This is a genomic window from Streptomyces sp. sk2.1 (assembly GCF_008120935.1).
GTDB lineage: Bacteria > Actinomycetota > Actinomycetes > Streptomycetales > Streptomycetaceae > Streptomyces.
Map to the genome: position 1 here is coordinate 98469 of NZ_RDBO01000021.1, position 16033 is coordinate 114501.

General features: G+C 73.4%; 13 protein-coding genes. 9 read left to right on the forward strand and 4 right to left on the reverse strand.

Annotation, left to right across the window (positions count from 1 at the left end):
- Window positions 1-215 precede the first annotated feature (215 nt).
- Both EAO76_RS11090 and EAO76_RS11095 read left to right on the forward strand, forming a co-directional pair.
- Complete coding sequence (locus tag EAO76_RS11090) at window positions 216-827, forward strand: TetR/AcrR family transcriptional regulator (RefSeq protein WP_148835751.1); 612 nt, start codon at window positions 216-218, stop codon at window positions 825-827.
- 90 nt (window positions 828-917) lie between these two features.
- Complete coding sequence (locus tag EAO76_RS11095; protein WP_148835752.1) at window positions 918-2621, forward strand: acyl-CoA dehydrogenase family protein; 1704 nt, start codon at window positions 918-920, stop codon at window positions 2619-2621.
- An 87-nt stretch (window positions 2622-2708) separates the two neighbouring features.
- On the opposite strand, the gene EAO76_RS11100 is transcribed toward EAO76_RS11095, so the two are convergent.
- Both EAO76_RS11100 and EAO76_RS11105 read right to left on the reverse strand, forming a co-directional pair.
- Entirely contained in the window at window positions 2709-3821 is a 1113-nt protein-coding gene (locus EAO76_RS11100) for an XdhC/CoxI family protein (RefSeq protein WP_148835753.1), read from the reverse strand.
- A gap of 135 nt (window positions 3822-3956) precedes the next feature.
- On the reverse strand, window positions 3957-4256 hold the full coding sequence (locus EAO76_RS11105; protein WP_148835754.1) for a DUF1876 domain-containing protein: 300 nt from the start codon (window positions 4254-4256) through the stop codon (window positions 3957-3959).
- Window positions 4257-4516: 260 nt separating this feature from the next.
- Here EAO76_RS11105 and EAO76_RS11110 point away from each other — a divergent pair, with 260 nt between their 5' ends.
- From EAO76_RS11110 to EAO76_RS11120, 3 genes are all read left to right on the forward strand, one after another.
- A complete protein-coding gene (locus EAO76_RS11110; protein WP_148835755.1) occupies window positions 4517-5347 on the forward strand; it encodes a PP2C family protein-serine/threonine phosphatase in 831 nt (276 codons plus the stop codon).
- A gap of 68 nt (window positions 5348-5415) precedes the next feature.
- Window positions 5416-6411, forward strand: coding sequence for an MASE1 domain-containing protein (locus tag EAO76_RS11115; protein ID WP_148835756.1), 996 nt, complete (start codon window positions 5416-5418; stop codon window positions 6409-6411).
- Window positions 6412-7128: 717 nt separating this feature from the next.
- The gene (locus EAO76_RS11120) at window positions 7129-8622 is read left to right on the forward strand and encodes an exopolysaccharide biosynthesis polyprenyl glycosylphosphotransferase (protein ID WP_262375383.1); all 1494 of its coding nucleotides are present in this window, start codon (window positions 7129-7131) and stop codon (window positions 8620-8622) included.
- A gap of 57 nt (window positions 8623-8679) precedes the next feature.
- Here EAO76_RS11120 and EAO76_RS11125 read toward each other — a convergent pair whose 3' ends face one another.
- Window positions 8680-9666, reverse strand: a complete 987-nt coding sequence (locus EAO76_RS11125) for a GDP-L-fucose synthase (RefSeq protein WP_148835758.1) — start codon at window positions 9664-9666, stop codon at window positions 8680-8682.
- Window positions 9667-9795: 129 nt separating this feature from the next.
- Between EAO76_RS11125 and gmd the strand changes: the two genes are divergently transcribed.
- The 4 genes from gmd to EAO76_RS11145 all read left to right on the forward strand — a co-directional run bounded on the left by gmd (window position 9796) and on the right by EAO76_RS11145 (window position 14834).
- Window positions 9796-10809 carry a GDP-mannose 4,6-dehydratase gene (gene gmd, locus EAO76_RS11130; protein ID WP_148835759.1) on the forward strand — a complete coding sequence of 338 codons (1014 nt, stop codon included), beginning with the start codon at window positions 9796-9798 and terminating at the stop codon, window positions 10807-10809.
- A 250-nt stretch (window positions 10810-11059) separates the two neighbouring features.
- Window positions 11060-13321, forward strand: coding sequence for a LamG-like jellyroll fold domain-containing protein (locus tag EAO76_RS11135; protein ID WP_399461883.1), 2262 nt, complete (start codon window positions 11060-11062; stop codon window positions 13319-13321).
- Window positions 13318-14010, forward strand: a complete 693-nt coding sequence (locus EAO76_RS11140; protein WP_148835761.1) for a hypothetical protein — start codon at window positions 13318-13320, stop codon at window positions 14008-14010. The genes EAO76_RS11135 and EAO76_RS11140 overlap by 4 nt, the downstream gene beginning before the upstream one ends.
- Entirely contained in the window at window positions 14007-14834 is an 828-nt protein-coding gene (locus EAO76_RS11145; protein WP_148835762.1) for a glycosyltransferase family 2 protein, read from the forward strand. The genes EAO76_RS11140 and EAO76_RS11145 overlap by 4 nt, the downstream gene beginning before the upstream one ends.
- A gap of 4 nt (window positions 14835-14838) precedes the next feature.
- Here EAO76_RS11145 and EAO76_RS11150 read toward each other — a convergent pair whose 3' ends face one another.
- Complete coding sequence (locus EAO76_RS11150; RefSeq protein WP_148835763.1) at window positions 14839-15996, reverse strand: glycosyltransferase; 1158 nt, start codon at window positions 15994-15996, stop codon at window positions 14839-14841.
- Window positions 15997-16033: the final 37 nt, after the last annotated feature.

Below are 16033 nucleotides of genomic sequence, written 5' to 3' on the forward strand. Positions count from 1 at the left end.
CCGCCAGGAGGATTTCCCGGTTCCGGAACGGCCGGGCGAACCGGGGCCGAAGTGCGGGGGGCGCCCCCGTGGCACACCGGTGCCGGACCGTCGCGGGGCTCCCGCCGAGCCGGGGCGGCGTCCGTTTCCCTTCACCCGCCGCGGAACCATTGCGCCGATGGGGGCGACAGTGGTTGAGTGGAGAGTTGAAGATATGAATCGAGGTTCAGATCATCGTGGCCTACCGACCCACCGCCCGTACGGAGGCGACCCGGCTCGCGCACCGCGAGCGGCTGCTCGACGCGGCTCGGCAACTGCTGGCCGAGGGCGGCTACGCCGCCGCCAGTGTGTCCGCGCTCGCCCGGCGGGCGGACGTCTCCACCGGCAGCGTGTACAACCACTTCGCCTCCAAGCAGGACCTGCTGGCCGCGGTCTTCCGGCACGTCGCGGGCCACGAGCTCGACGCGGTGCGCAGGGCCGTACGGGGCCGGGAGGGGGTCGCCGAGCAGTTGCGCGCCCTCGTCGAGGTCTTCTCGTACCGTGCCCTGCGCGCTCCCCGTACGGCCTGGGCGCTGCTGGCGGAGCCGGTCGACCCGCTCGTCGAGGAGGAGCGGCTGACCTATCGGCGCGGCTATCACGACCTCGCCGAGACGATCATCGTCGCCGGTGTCGATTCGGGTGAACTGCCCGCGCAGGACGCCCGGTTGTCGGCCGCCGCCGTGATCGGCGCGGTCGGTGAGGCGCTGATCGGCCCGCTGTCGCCGGTCGGCGTGCGGACCGACCCGGCGCCGGTCGTGGAGGGCATCACGATGCTGTGCCTCAGGGCGGTCGGCGCCGGGAGCGCCTGAGCGCCCGCCGGATGGCCCCGACGGCCACCCGGCCGGCTCCGGACCCGGACCCGACCGCCGCCCACCCCGTCGACCCAGGACAGGACCGACATGACCGTCACCGCGCACCGGACCGGCCCCGGGGCCACGACCCCCGCGCCGCACCCCACCCACGAGGTCACCAACCAGGCTCCGCCCAGGACCGGTCTCGACGAGTACGGCACCAACCTGCCGCTCGTCGAGGCCGTCCGCGCCTTCGGTGCCGCCCGGCACGAACCGGAGCTGCACGAGATCGGCGCGCTGGTCGGCTCCGAGCGGTTCCAGACCGACGCGGAGCTGGCCCACACCTCCCCGCCCGTCCTGCGCACCCACGACCGCTACGGCCACCGCGTCGACGAGATCGAGTTCCACCCCGCCTACCACGAGATCATCGGCGCGGCCGTCGCGCACGGCACGCACACGGCGGGCTGGGCCGACCCGAAGCCCGGCGCGGCGGTGGGGCGGGCGGCCTCGTTCATGCTGTTCGCCCAGGTCGAGCCCGGTCACGCCTGCCCGATGTCCATGTCGCACGCCGTGGTCCCGGTCCTGCAGCGCGATCCGGACGTGGGGCGGGACTGGCTGCCGGGGCTGCTGAGCCGCTCGTACGACCCCCGCACGATCGCCCCGGGCGAGAAGTCCGGGCTCACCTTCGGCATGGGGATGACGGAGAAGCAGGGCGGCTCCGACGTCCGCGCCAACACCACCCGGGCCGTCCCGACGGCCTCCGACCCCGGGGGCCGGGCCCATCTGCTGACCGGCCACAAGTGGTTCTTCTCCGCCCCGCAGTCGGACGCCTTCCTGGTCCTGGCCCAGGCCGAGGCCGGGCTCACCTGCTTCCTCGTGCCGCGGGTGCTGCCCGACGGGACCCGCAACACCATCCGCGTCCAACGGCTGAAGAACAAGCTCGGCAACAAGTCGAACGCCTCGTCCGAGGTGGAGTTCGACGGCACCTGGGCGGTCCGGGTCGGCGAGCCGGGCCGCGGTGTGCCGACCATCATCGAGATGGTCAACCACACCCGGCTGGACTGCGTGCTCGGCACCACCGCGGGCATGCGCCAGTCGGTGTCCGAGGCGATCTGGCACGCCCGGCACCGCAGCGCCTTCGGCGCCCGGCTGGCCGACCAGCCCGCCATGGCGGCGGTCCTGGCCGACCTGGCGCTGGAGACGGAGGCGGCGACCTGGACCTCGCTGCGTCTGGCGCACGCGTACGAGAGCGACAGCGGCGAGTCCGAGGTGATGTTCCGCCGGCTGGCCACCGCCGTGTCGAAGTACTGGATCTGCAAGCGCGGCCCGCACCACGCCTACGAGGCGCTGGAGTGCCTGGGCGGCAACGGCTACACCGAGGACTGGCCGCTGGCCCGCCGCTACCGCGAGCAGCCGGTGATGGCGGTGTGGGAGGGGTCCGGCAACGTCATCGCCCTCGACGTGCTCCGGGGCATCGCCAGGACCCCGCAGTCGTTGGACGCCTTCTGGGCCGAGCTGGACACCACGGCGGGCGCCAGTGACGTGCTGGACGCGCATGTGCGCCGGGTGCGCCGGGAACTCGCGGACGACCTGGGCGACCCGCTCGCCGCGCAGACCCGGGCCCGTGCCACGGTCGAGGGCATGGCGCTGGCCCTGCAGGCGTCGCTGATGCTCCGGCACGCCCCCTCGGCGTCGGCCGAGGCGTTCGTCGCCGCCCGGCTCGGCGAGGACCGCGGCCACCAGTACGGCATCCTGCCGCGCGGCACCGACGCGGCGGCGATCGTGGAGCGGCACTTCGGCGCCGCCGGCTGATCCGCGGGTGCTCCCCGGTGCGCGGCGGGTACGGCCCGCGCCGCCCACCGGGGACGGCCGGGCGCCGGGGGCTGCCCGGTCCTGCGGTCACCCGGGCCCGGGGCGCGGCCGGTGGATCGCCCCGGAGGTGTCCGAGAGCGGGAGGCCGGTGCCGCCCCAGCGCAGGGCGACGATCTCCGCCGCGATCGAGACGGCGACCTCCTCCGGCGTACGGGCGCCCAGGTCCAGGCCGACGGGCGAGCGCAGCCGCGCCAGTTCGGCCTCGCCCAGACCGGCCCCGCGCAGCCGGGCGAGCCGGTCCTCGTGGGTCCGCCGGCTGCCCATCGCCCCGATGTACGCGGCCGGGGCGCGCAGCGCCACCTCCAGCAGCGGGACGTCGAACTTGGGGTCGTGGGTGAGCACGCACACCACGGTCCGCCCGTCGGTCTCCGTGCCGCTCAGGTACCGGTGCGGCCAGTCGACGACGACCTCGGCGCCGTCCGGGAAGCGGCGCGGGTCGGCGAACACGGGGCGGGCGTCGCAGACGGTGACCCGGTAGCCGAGGAACGCGCCGATCCGGGCCGTCGCCGCCGCGAAGTCGATCGCGCCGAAGACCAGCATCCGGGGCGGCGGGGCGAACGACTGGAGGAACACGGCGACGTCGTCCTCGCGCCGTTCGCCGTGCGGGCCGTAGTGCCGCAGTCCCGTGGCGCCCAGGGCGAGTTCCCCGCGCGCGTCGGCGGTCACGGCGGCGTCCAGGCCGCTCGCGCCCAGTGTCCCCGCCACGGTGTCCGGCCGGACCGCGAGGCAGGCGCCGCGCGGGGCAGGACCGTCCGCCACGGTGGCCACCACCACCGGCCGGTGCCCGGCGACCGCCGCGGCGGCCTCGCCGAAGGCCGGGTCGCGCGCCGCCGTCACGGGGCGCACGAGGAAGGTGATCTCCCCTCCGCAGGTGAGCCCGACGGCGAAGGCGTCCTCGTCGCCGCACCCGAAGGTCTCCAGCCGGGCCCGGCCGGTGTCCACGACCTCCTCCGCCAGTTCGAGGACCGCGCCCTCGACACAGCCGCCGGAGACGCTGCCCACGACCTCGCCGCCCGGCCCCACGGCCATCGCCGCGCCGGGGCCGCGCGGTGCGCTGCGGCCGACCGCGACGACGGTGGCGAGCCCGAACGGCTCCCCGGCGGCGTACCAGCGGGCGAGCGTCGGGAGGATCTCACGCATCGGCCGTCCCTCCCCGTGCCGCCGCCACCGGCCGTCGCCGGGCGGCGCGGCCGTGTTCCCGCCCGGCGGGCAGCGGGGAGCCGCCCCGCGCCGCGCGCCGTCGCCGGGCGTCCGGGCCCGGGGTCCGCCCCGGGTTCAGCCCGTGGTGTCGGACCATGCGTACGGTGGGGAGACGGGTCCGCTCGCGGGCCCGGCCCCGACGTTCTCCAGGTCCTTGTCGGCGGCCCTCATCAGCTGTGCGGCGACGTCCTTCATGGCGCGGCTCGCCGCGAGTTCGTCACCGATGGCGGGCACGTCCACGTCCTGCGGGTTGCAGCGGGCGACCCCGTGCCCGGTGAGCTTCGCGGCGCCGGTGTCCAGCACCGCCTCGGCCCTGGTCGTCCCGTCGTCCTCGGTCAGCCCGAGGCGCAGCCGCCACTCCAGTGTGCGGGTCATCGCGCACCTCCCTGCGACCGCGTCCGGTCCGGTGCACCGCCTCGACGCGGTCCTGTCACCAGGATCCACCCGTCCCGGCGCGTTTGCCCGTTCCCGCTCGCCCTGCGCGGATCACACCTCCGCCGTAGGATGCAGGGAACCGAAATCCGCCGGAGACGGGCGACGGCCGGCCGACGGCGCCGGTCCGGCGATGCCCCGGAAGGCCCCTGCGGCAGGACCCGTGCCGCGCCCCGCGGACGAGACGCAGGGGGGAGCGGCCCATGAACCGGCGTCGTCCGCCCCGCTCGGCCAGCTCCCAGGAACTGCTCACCACATTGCAGCAGCTGACGTCCCGGGCGCGCCGCGAGGTGGAGCTGCACCAGGCCCGGGTGGAACTGGCGGAGGCACTCCAGCGGGAGATGCTGCCCGCCTCGCTGCCCGCCCGGCCGGGGCTCCGGACCGCCGCCCGCTACACCCCGGCCCGCAGCGGGCTGGACATCGGCGGCGACTGGTACGACGGATTCGTGCTGCCGGACGGCGCGCTGGCGTTCGCCATCGGGGACGTGCAGGGCCACGACGTCGAGGCGGCCGCGTTCATGGGTCAGATCCGGGTCGCCATGCGGGCCATCGCCGCCACCGAGGCGGACCCCGGCGAGATCGTGGGACGGACCAACGACCTGCTCGTGTCGGTGGACTCCAGCCTCTTCGCGACCTGTACGTTCGTCCGCCTCGACCCGAAGTCGCGGGAACTGCACAGCGCCCGTGCCGGGCACGTCGCGGCGGTGTGGGCCACGGCCGACGGGCACTTCGGCGTCACCCAGGACGAGGGCGGTCTGCCGCTGGGCGTCCAGTCGGGTGAACGCTACCCGGTCACCCGGCGGCGGCTGGCGGGCTCCGGGGCGTTCGTGCTGCTCACGGACGGTGTGGTGGAGGGGCCCTCGTTCCCGATCGACCGGGGGCTGGACGCGGTGGCCCGGCTGGTGCTCTCACGGGTGCGCGCCGACGCCGGGGAGCTGGCCGACGCGGTCCTGGGGGCGGCGGAGCAGACCGGGCACCAGGACGACGCCGCCGTTCTCGTGGTCCGGCACGGGGGCGTTCCCGGCCGGGAGTGAGGCCCGGACCCGCCGGGCCGCGCGTGTCAGACGGCCGCCACCCGTCCGGGCGGTGTCTGATGAGATGTGTGATCCGCAGCGAGAGAACCGGACGTGCGGCCGCGGCCGCACTGCGCAACCTGGCCGTCGCCGCTGCCTACTACGCGGCCGGAGGGCTCGGCCTGATCCAGGAGGTGTCCGTCCACGGCGCGGTCGTCACCCCGCTGTGGCCGCCCACCGGCATCGCGCTGGGCGCCCTGCTCTGCCTGGGCCCGGGGGTCTGGCCCGGCATCGCGCTGGGCTCGCTCCTCGTGGTCGCCACGCTCAGCGGCTCGGTCACGCCCTCCACCTTCGTCGTCGTGGCAGGCAACACCCTGGCCCCCCTCTGTTCGTACCTCATACTGCGCAGGGCCGGTTTCCGCAGGGAGCTGGACCGGCTGCGCGACGGTGTCGTGCTCGTCTTCCTCGGCGCGCTGGGCGGCATGGTGATCAGCGCGACCGTGGGCACGGGCATGCTGGTGCTGGACGGCAAACTGCCCCTGGACGGGTTCTGGCCGGTCTGGGCGGCGTGGTGGTCGGGGGACGCGATGGGCGTCCTGGTGGTCACTCCCCTGCTGCTCGTGCTGCGCCGGGCGCGGATGCCGCGGGCCACCGACCGGTGGGTCGAGGCGGGCGCGCTGCTGGTCGTCTCCGCCGCGGTGGCGCTGTCGGCTACCAGGGGCTCGCTGGCGCTGATCTACCTGGTGTTCCCGCTGCTCATCTGGGCGGCCCTGCGCTTCCAGCTGGCGGGCAGCGCGCCCTGCGCCTTCCTGGTGTCGGTCCTGGCCGCCGTGGCGGCCGCGGAGGGAGTGGGCCCGTTCGCGGGCCGGAGCATCCTGCACGTGATGGTCGACCTCACCGTTTTCAACGGTTCCGTGGCCCTGACCGCGCTCCTGCTCGCGGCGGTGGTGACCGAGCAGAACAACGTCCGGTCCAGGATCGAGCGGGCCTGCGAGGAGCTGGCCGAGGTGGTCGACCACCTGGCACCCGGGCGGGGCACGGCCGCCTGGCCGCCCCGGTCCGGGAAGAAGCTCGACAACCGCTGACCCGTGGCGCCGGCCCGGCGCGCGCCCGACGACCGCACGCCCCGGACGCCCCGCGCCCGGGGCGTCGGCACGCACGGGCGCGGTCGCGCGCCGCGAACGCCCCGGGAAGCGAGCGGTCCCGAACACGGGCGCACGGACCCGGGCACGGGCGCGGACACCGGCGCACGGGCCCGATCGGATGCGGCGAAACGATCCGGCCATCGACCGCCCCCGTCCGCTCCTCCCGACGGTCCCGCGCCCCGCGTCACCACCCCCTCCCACGGCCGCCGCAGAGCCACGGCATATGCCGCCACCACGCCCTGAACGTGAGATTCCGGCCCCGTTCCCCCCGGGGCGTCACCTCGCGCCCGTTCATTCGTTTGTTGGCCGGGGAAGGTCTCCCGGCACCGCGCGGTCGCGGACGAACCTGGTGGACGGGCCACGCAGTCGATGGCGCACATGTCCGCACACAACCCGATTCAGGTGCCTTCCAAATGCCGACAGTCACCCACATACCACAGGATCCGGCACGGAACGGGACGAGATCCGAGTCAGTGCGCATGTCTGAACTTCACGAGAACTCCAGCGAAATGGCACGTCTGTGGATATCGTGCACCGAGCGAGGGCGCATCCGTCAGTCCATGGGATCGGCGGATGCGCCCCGTTTGTGGCGATGCAACTGTGACTGGGGGGTTCATGGGGCATGTCGAGCTACCCGATTCGGACCGATCAGGATTCGTGGGGCTGGCGGGGGCACCGCGCCCGCGCCCCGTTCCGAACCGGCCTCGCGGCAACGGACTTGACGAACTGTGGAGGGCACCGGTCGTACCGCACGACCCCTGCGGACCGACCGCGGCGAAGCGGGGAGCGGTCCGGTTCCCGCCGGTCGTCGTCGGCGCCGAACTGCTGGGACTCGGGGTTCCGGCATGGTTCGTCCTGTGGAGCGGCGGGCAGCCGCGCAGTGTGTTCGCCGCCGTCGCGGCCGCACTGGTGTGGTTCGTCGTGCGGTCCGTGCGCGGCCGGTACGCGCAACGGCCGCCGAAGATATCCGGCGCGGCCGGCGACTGGCTGCTGCTCATAGGCACGCTCGCCGTGCTGCGCACCGTGACCGGTGGTTCGACCGACCCTCGGACGGCCGTCGTGGCCCTGCTGCCCGGTCTGCTGGTGGGCTTCACGGCGCAGGCGGCGCGGCGACTGCCGTGGCCGGGGCGCCGCGAGCGGGCCGTCCGGCGGGTGCTGGTCGTCGGTGAGGCCGCGGGGGTGGACCGGGTCGTCCGCTCGCTCGCGTCCCGTGCGGGTCATCCGTACTCGGTCGTGGCCGCGATACCGGTGGGCGGCGCGCCGCTGGAGTGCGGGGTGCCGGTGCCGGGCCGGCTCGCACCGGAACCGGCCGACGACGACGTGTCCACGGTGCTGGGCGGGGCCTTCGCCCAGGACGCCGACCTGGCGCTGGTGGTGCCGGGGCCGCAGCTCTCCGAGGAACGGCTGCGCCGGCTCTTCTGGGGCCTGCACGACGGCGGGCTCTCGCTGTCCGTGCTGTCGGGGCTCTCCGGCGTCGCGGCCGGCCGGGTCCGGCCCGTCGCCGCGGCCGGACTCACCCTGCTGCATGTCGCACCGCCCCTGCGCCGGGGGCCGCAACCGTTCCTCAAGGCCGTCGTGGACCGCGTAGGCGCCGCCCTCGGCCTGCTGGTCCTGGCCCCCCTGCTGCTGCTGATCGGTGCGTCGGTGCGGATCGCCTCCGACGGGCCGGTGTTCCACCGCCAGACCCGGCAGGGCCGGCACAACCGGCCGTTCACGATGTGGAAGTTCCGGACCATGGTGGTGGACGCCGAACGCCACAAGACCCAGCTGGTCGCGGCGAACGAGATCGAAGGCCCGATGTTCAAGATGCGCCGCGATCCCCGGGTGACCCGGATCGGACGCCTGTTGCGCCGCACCTCTCTCGACGAATTACCGCAACTGCTCAACGTGTTGCGCGGCGACATGTCGCTGGTCGGCCCGCGGCCCCCGCTCCCGGAGGAGGTCTCCCGCTACGACGAGCGCGAGTTGCGGCGGCTCGCGGTGAAACCCGGACTGACCGGCCTGTGGCAGGTCAGCGGCCGTTCGGATCTGTCCTGGCAGGAGACGGTCTCGCTCGACCTGTGGTACGTCGACAACTGGTCGGTGGCCACGGACATGGGGCTCATGGCCCGTACGCTGCGCGCCGTCACCGACGGCCGCGGGGCGTACTGAGGGCGGCGGCCGTCGATGCGGAACACGAGGGAACGCGACCACCGGGCACGGTCCGGCTCAGCCCCGCGCGTCCTGCTGCTCCAGCCACCACGCGTAGGTGCCGCAGATGCCGTCGCGCAGCCCGATCCGCGGCGCGAAGCCGAGCGCGGTGAGCCGGGAGACGTCCAGCAGCTTGCGGGGGGTGCCGTCGGGCTTCGTCGCGTCCCATCCGGTTCTTCCCGGATATCCCGTCACCTCCCCTACCAGGGAGGCGAGTTCACGGATCGTCAGATCCTCTCCGCAGCCGATGTTGACCGGTTCGTCGCCGTCGTAGCGCTCCAGCAGCAGAAGGCACGCGGCGGCCAGGTCGTCCACGTGCAGGAATTCGCGGCGGGGGCTTCCGGAGCCCCAGAGCGTGACCTCGGGCGAACCGTCCCGGCGCGCCTCGTGGAAGCGGCGGATCAGCGCGGGCAGGACGTGCGAGGACTCCGGATCGAAGTTGTCGCCCGGACCGTAGAGGTTGGTGGGCATGGCGCTGATGTACGAGGCACCGTACTGCCGCCGGTAGGACCGGATCTGCACGACCCCGGCGATCTTGGCCAGCGCGTACGCCTCGTTGGTCGGCTCCAACGGCCCGGTGAGCAGGGCGCTTTCGGGGATCGGCTGCGGGGCGAGCCGGGGGTAGATGCAGGACGAGCCGAGGAGGAGCAGCCGCTCGACACCGGCCGCGTGCGCCCCGGACACGACGCTCAGCTGGATGTGCAGGTTGTCCTCCAGGAACTGCACCGGGTACGTGCTGTTGGCCATGATCCCGCCGACCCTGGCGGCGGCCAGCACCACGGCGTCCGGACGGGTCTCCCGAAGGAAGGCCCCGGTCCGCGCGGCGTCGCGCAGGTCGAGGCGGTCGCGGTCGCGGGTGATCACCTCGTACCCCTCGGCGGCGAGGCGGCGCACCACCGCCGAGCCGACCAGGCCCCGGTGCCCCGCGACGAACACACGGGCACCGGACCGCAGGAGGAGGGGGTGGACGGATTCCTGGGGAGAGCCGGGGAGATCAGTCGTCATGGCCCGGATTCTGCCAGCAGCGGCGGCCCGCGGTGACGTTGTGCCGCAGATCGCCCGAATCCGATGTTTCGGTGAGAAATTCCCGGCGGGGAACAACAGCCTCCCGGCCGACCACAGATAGGGGGAGACGTGGCGAAGACCGCGCTCATCACCGGCGTGACCGGACAGGACGGTTCGTATCTGTCCGAGTTGCTGCTCGACAAGGGGTACACGGTCCATGGACTGATACGCCGCTCGTCGAGCTTCAACACCGAGCGCATAGACCACATCTACCAGGGCCCGGAGGAGGAGAACCGCACGTTCGTCCTGCACCACGCCGACCTCGCCGACGGGGTCGCGCTGGTGAACCTGCTGCGCGACATCCGGCCGGACGAGGTCTACAACCTGGGCGCGCAGTCGCACGTACGCGTCTCGTTCGACGCGCCGCTGTACACGGGCGACATCACCGGGCTCGGCACCATCCGGCTGCTGGAGGCGGTCCGGGCGAGCGGCATCGACACCCGGATCTACCAGGCCTCGTCGTCGGAGATGTTCGGCGCCACTCCGCCCCCGCAGAACGAGAAGACCCCGTTCCACCCGCGCAGCCCGTACAGTGTCGCGAAGGTCTACTCGTACTGGGCGACGGTCAACTACCGTGAGGCGTACGGGATGTTCGCGGTCAACGGGATCCTCTTCAACCACGAGTCGCCGCGGCGCGGCGAGACCTTCGTGACCCGGAAGATCACCCGCGGGGTGGCCAGGATCAAGGCGGGTCTGCAGACCCATCTCCATCTGGGCAACCTCGACGCCGTGCGCGACTGGGGCTATGCCCCCGAATACGTCGACGCGATGTGGCGGATGCTCCAGTGCGACGAGCCGGACGACTACGTGGTGGCCACCGGCGAGGGCGTGAGCGTCCGGCAGTTCCTGGAGTACGCCTTCGCGCACGCGGGCCTGGACTGGCGCGAACACGTCCGCTACGACGCCAAGTACGAGCGTCCCAGCGAGGTCGACGCGCTGATCGGGGACGCCACGAAGGCCGAGGAACTGCTCGGCTGGAAACCGGCCGTGCGTTCGCGGGAGCTCGCCAGGATCATGGTCGAGGCGGACATCCGCCAGCTGTCCGACCAGCTCGCCGGGGCCTCCGTGCGGGTGGACCGATGAGGGGCCTTCGCGCGTCCGGCGCCCTTCCCCGGACCGGACCGGCGCACCACCGCGCAGCCCGGCCGTCGCCCTGCCGGGCGGCGGCGCCGGGAACCGTCACGGACGCGCCCGCAGGGGCCGGGGCGGTCCGCTCCGGCCACGCCCATGTGCCCGCCCCCGCCGGAAGCGGGACGGTCCGTCCCCGCCGCCGGTGGGGAGGGGCGACAAGCGCGGCCCCCGGGCCGCGGACCGTTCTCACCTTCGGAGCCGAATGATGAAACCGACCACGGGGCACAGACCCTTCAAGGGGGGCCGGACGCGTGCGGCGGCCGCGGCCCTCTGTCTGCTCGCCGGAGCACTGACCGCCGCCGCGTCCGGGGGCGGCCCGGCCGCGGCCCTCACCCCGCCGGTCGCCCTGACCGCGGACGACCTCGCCACCTGGCAGACCAACGGCATCGTCTGGTCGATGGCCGCGTCGGACGCCGGTGTCGTCTACACCGGCGGCACCTTCTCCACGGTCCGGCCGCCGGACGCCGCGCCGGGCACCTCGGAGCAGCCCGCGGTGAACTTCGCCGCGTTCGACGCGGCGACGGGCGCACCGGCCGGGTGCAGCCTGTCGTTCACGGTCTCGTCGGGCACCGCGACCGTGCGTTCCCTGGCGCTCTCGCCGGACCAGAAGACCCTCTACGCCGGTGGGCGGTTCGGGTCGGTGAACGGGGTCGGGGTGAGCAACATCGCCGCGATCGACGTCGCGACCTGCACCCCGCGCCAGGACTTCAAGTTCGCCGTGTCCGCGACGGTCCGGGCCCTCGCCGTCACCGCCGACACCGTCTATCTGGGCGGCGACTTCACCAGCGTCGCGGGGCAGGCCCGGAAGATGTTCGCCGCGGTCACCACGGCGGGCGCGCTGAAGCCGTGGAAGGCCGACGCGGACGAGGTGGGCCGGGCCGTGGAGCTGACGCCCGACCGCAAGCACGTCCTGCTCGGCGGTGACTTCTTCACCGTCAACGGCACCACCTCGCACGCGCTGGCGGTGGTGGACGCCACGAGCGGGGCCGTGCGGAAGAGCTACCCGGCCGGTTTCATCCCCGACACCTCGACGGTGCAGGACCTCACCACGGACGCCACCGGCTTCTACACCGCCAACGAGGGCACCGGGGGCGGTGTGTTCGACGGCCGGATCGCGCTGGACCTCGGCGACTTCGAGCAGCGCTGGCGGGACACCTGCCTGGGCGCCACCCAGGCCGTCCTGGTGCACAAGGGCGTGCTGTACAGCGGGAGTCACGCGCACGACTGCGCCAGCATGGGCGAGTTCCCCAACCAGCCGCGCAAGCACCTGCTGGCCCAGTCCGTCGACGACCCGAAGCTGCTCCCCTGGTTCCCGGACACCAACGACGGGATCGGGGAACCGGTCGGTCCCCGGGTGATGGCACAGGCCGACAGCGGCGGCCACCACTACCTCTGGGTCGGCGGCGAGTTCACCACCGTCAACGGCTCCGCCCAGCAGGGCCTGACCCGGTTCGCCGACGGGCCCGACACCGGTGCCCCGTGGGTGCCCAACGTCAGCCTGTCCACGGTCTCCCCGGGCAAGGTGGAGGTCAACTGGCAGACCAGCTTCGACACCGACGACGGGGAACTCACCTACCGCGTCTACAAGGACGGCGCGAGCACCCCGGTGCACACCACGACGGGGTACTCGCTGTTCTGGGACCGGCCGCAGCTGCGGTGGACCGACACGGACGTGGCCGCGGGCGAGACCCACTCGTACCGGATCAGCGCGAGCGACGGCACCAACACCAGCGCCAAATCGGCCGCTGTGTCCGCCACCGTGACGTCCGCGGCCGAGAAGTACCCCGCCAAGGTGCTGGCCGACGGCGCCTCGCTCTACTGGCGGTACGACGAGGGCTCCTCGACCTTCGCCGGTGGCACCGGCCCGGGGCTGGACAACGGGTTCCTGCGCAACTCCCCCGCCTACCGCCAGACCCCGGCGGCCGTCGCGGGCCCGTCGACCGCGATCGGCTTCAACGGCTCGAACCAGTACGCGTACAGCAACCGGCGCCACCCGCAGCCGGCCAGGTTCTCGGTGGAGACCTGGATCAAAACCACGACCACCAAGGGGGGAAGGATCATCGGCTTCTCCAATCTGACCATGCAGAACAGCACCCAGTACGACAAGCACGTGTACATGCGTGACGACGGCCGGCTGGTCTTCGGGGTGAAGAGCGGCAGCGCCCGGACCGTCACCACGCCCTCCGCCTACAACAACGGCGCCTGGCACCACGTGGTCGCCACGCAGGGCCCCGGCGGCATGGCGCTGTACGTGGACGGGCAGCTCCGCGCCTCGTCCGCCCTGTACACCGGCAACGAGAAGTACGACGGCTACTGGCGGGTCGGCGGGGACAATCTGAACGGCTGGCCGAGCAGGCCGACGAGCAACTTCTTCGCCGGGCAGATCGACGAGACCGCCGTCTACCCGACCGCGCTGAGCGGTGCGCAGGTCAGTTCCCACTACGCGCTGAGGACGGGTGGATGAGGTATCCGTTCCGGGCCGGTGCCGTCGCCGTACTCGCGGCGGTGCTGGCCGCCTGCGGCTCGTCCTCCCCGGACCGGGAGGCGGACCGGGTGGCCGGGCCCGCGGCGAGCCGGGCGCCGCTCGCGGCCCCGTCGTCCGGTCCCGGCACCACCGCGTCCGGCACCCCCTCGGCCCCGCGGACGGGCGAACCGCCGAAACTGTCCGCCGACGAACTCGCCCCGGCCACCGGCTCCTTCACGAAGGAGCAGAAGAAGTACCTGACCGACCGGGTGCCCCGGGGCATGGACCCGGCGGCCGTGCTCCAGACCGGCCAGGAGACCTGCGACAGGCTGGACTACCTGGTGAGGGCCGACCGGGACGTGGCGGTCGGCGCGATCGTGACGGGCGAGATCGCCGACGCACGGCCCGCCGTGGAGAACCTCTGCACCCGGCACCGGGACCTGCTGCGGGAGGCCGGCCGGGGGTACGCGGACGGCACGTACGAGGGCGACGGTGTCCGGCCCGGCCGCTACCGCAGCGTCTCCCCCACCGGGAACTGCAGTTGGCGGATCACCGGCGCGGACGGCCGGGACCTGACCTCGGGCTCGGCCGCCGCCGGGAAGCGGAGCGGGATCACCGTGCCCGCGTCGGCCCGCGCCTTCACCTCGACCGGCTGCTACGCCTGGCTGCCCGAAGGAGACTCCCGATGAACAGGCTGCCGATAGCCGTGGTGATCCCCACGAAGAACGAGGGGCTCAACATCGCCGAGGCGGTGGGGTCGGTGCTCGGCCACTTCGAGGCGGTCGTCGTCGTCGACTCGCACAGCACGGACGACACGGCGAAGATCGCCGAGGAGTGCGGGGCCGAGGTGGTCGCGTACACCTGGGACGGCGGGCATCCCCGCAAGAAGCAGTGGTGTCTGGACCACGTCCGCACGGACCTGGACTGGATCCTGCTGCTCGACGGGGACGAGCGGATCGGTCCCGGTCTGCTGGCCGAGCTGCGGCAGGTCTTCTCCGCTCCCGGCGGGCCCGGGGCCGCCGCGTACGACATCCCGCTCGGTTACTGGTTCTCCGGGAAGCGGCTGCGGCACGGCTACACCATCCGCAAACGGTCGCTGACCGACCGGACCCGCTGCCGGTACCCGGAGGTGGGGGACCTCGACGCGCCGGGCATCGGCGAGGTCGAGGGGCACTACCAGCCCGTCGCCGAGTCGGTCGGCACCCTGCGCAACCCGATCGAGCACCAGGACCTCGACCCGGTCACCGCCTGGTTCGAGCGGCACAACCGCTACTCCGACTGGGAGGCGTGGCTGGAGCACCATCCCGAGGTGAAGGAGCAGGTGCGGAGGGTGAAGTCGCGCCAGGGGCAGCTGTTCCACAAGGCGCCGTTCAAGCCACTGGTGTCGTTCGCGTACATGTACGTGTACCGGCGGGGGTTCCTCGACGGGCGGGCCGGGCTCGACTTCGCCCTGGCGATGAGCTTCTACCGTTGGCAGATCGGCCTCAAGTCCCGTGAGGGAAGGGTGGTTTGAGGCATCAAACCCTCCGGCGGACCACGTCCTCGTAGGTCCGCCGGAGGGCTCCGGCCACGGCCTCGATGGTGAAGTCCTCGTTGACGAGGTCCCAGGCCGCCCGGCCGGCCCGTTCGTTGGCCTCGGGTTCGAGGAGTTCCAGTACGGCGTCGGCGACCCCGCGCGCGTTCCTCGCGTCCTGGCCGACCCGGCTGTCGATCACCCGGCCCGCTCCCGCCCGTGCCACGTCGGGGGCGAGGCCGCAGGTGCGGGTGACGACCACGGGGGTGCCGACCGACATCGCCTCCAGGACGGACACGCCCAGGGGTTCCTCGATCGACGGCAGCACGTACACATCGGCCTGCCGTCCCGCCGCCAGGACCGCCTCGTGGTCGAGCGGCCCCACGTGGTCGAGCGAGTCCGTCACCCCCAGCCCGCGGGCGAGTTCCAGGGTGCCGCGCAGGGCGCCGGTGTCGGGTCCGGCCAGCACGAAGCGGGCGTCGGGGTGGCGGGCCAGGACCGCGGGCATCGCGGCGACGAAGTCCTCCGGGCGCTTGCGTTCCTGGATGCGGGCCAGGAAGAGCACCGTGGGCGGCCGGCCCGGCTCCCGGGCGGGCTTGCGTTGCTGCGGGCGCACCCCGTTGACCAGCCGGACGGTGCGGGTCAGCGGCACCGGTGCGGCGACGGCGTTCACATCGAGGCGTTCCGTCTCGGTCAGGTGCAGTACGGCGTCGGCGCGGCGCAGCACCGTGCGCACCCCGAGGAGGTCGGTCAACCGGGCGACCCGGTTCTCGGTGGGGTCCACCATGCCGTGGGTCTGGACGACCAGCGGGGTGCGGGTGGCCAGGGCGAGCAGTGCGGCGGGCAGGGTCACCAGGTCGCGCATCAGGTGTACGTGGACCAGGTCGGCCCCGCGCATCATGCGGCGGGCGGTGAGCAGGAGCGCCCCGGAGGTGATGCCGCTGACCTCGAACACGGGAAGCAGATGGCGGGCCCGGAAGAGGTGGACCGGCACCCCCTCGACCTCGCGCGGCAGCGGTCCGTCGAAGCCGTCGCCCAGGGCCATGATCCGGGCGTCGTCGCCCGCGGCCCGCTGCACCTTCGACAGGTTGAGCGCCACCCGCGTCGGACCGCCGAAGGCGTGGTCCGGGGTGTGGAGCGTGACGATGTGCAGGATCTTCACCAGGGTTCCCCTCGCCCTCGGCCGACCCCGCCAGACT

What these genes read in the sequence shown, in the direction of transcription:
- EAO76_RS11125 (WP_148835758.1), bottom strand. Translation starts at nt 9,666, where the DNA reads ATGACGACTGATCTCCCCGGCTCTCCCCAGGAATCCGTCCACCCCCTC.
- EAO76_RS11110 (WP_148835755.1), top strand. Translation starts at nt 4,517, where the DNA reads ATGAACCGGCGTCGTCCGCCCCGCTCGGCCAGCTCCCAGGAACTGCTC.
- EAO76_RS11145 (WP_148835762.1), top strand. Translation starts at nt 14,007, where the DNA reads ATGAACAGGCTGCCGATAGCCGTGGTGATCCCCACGAAGAACGAGGGG.
- EAO76_RS11100 (WP_148835753.1), bottom strand. Translation starts at nt 3,821, where the DNA reads ATGCGTGAGATCCTCCCGACGCTCGCCCGCTGGTACGCCGCCGGGGAG.
- EAO76_RS11105 (WP_148835754.1), bottom strand. Translation starts at nt 4,256, where the DNA reads ATGACCCGCACACTGGAGTGGCGGCTGCGCCTCGGGCTGACCGAGGAC.
- EAO76_RS11140 (WP_148835761.1), top strand. Translation starts at nt 13,318, where the DNA reads ATGAGGTATCCGTTCCGGGCCGGTGCCGTCGCCGTACTCGCGGCGGTG.
- EAO76_RS11135 (WP_399461883.1), top strand. Translation starts at nt 11,060, where the DNA reads ATGATGAAACCGACCACGGGGCACAGACCCTTCAAGGGGGGCCGGACG.
- EAO76_RS11095 (WP_148835752.1), top strand. Translation starts at nt 918, where the DNA reads ATGACCGTCACCGCGCACCGGACCGGCCCCGGGGCCACGACCCCCGCG.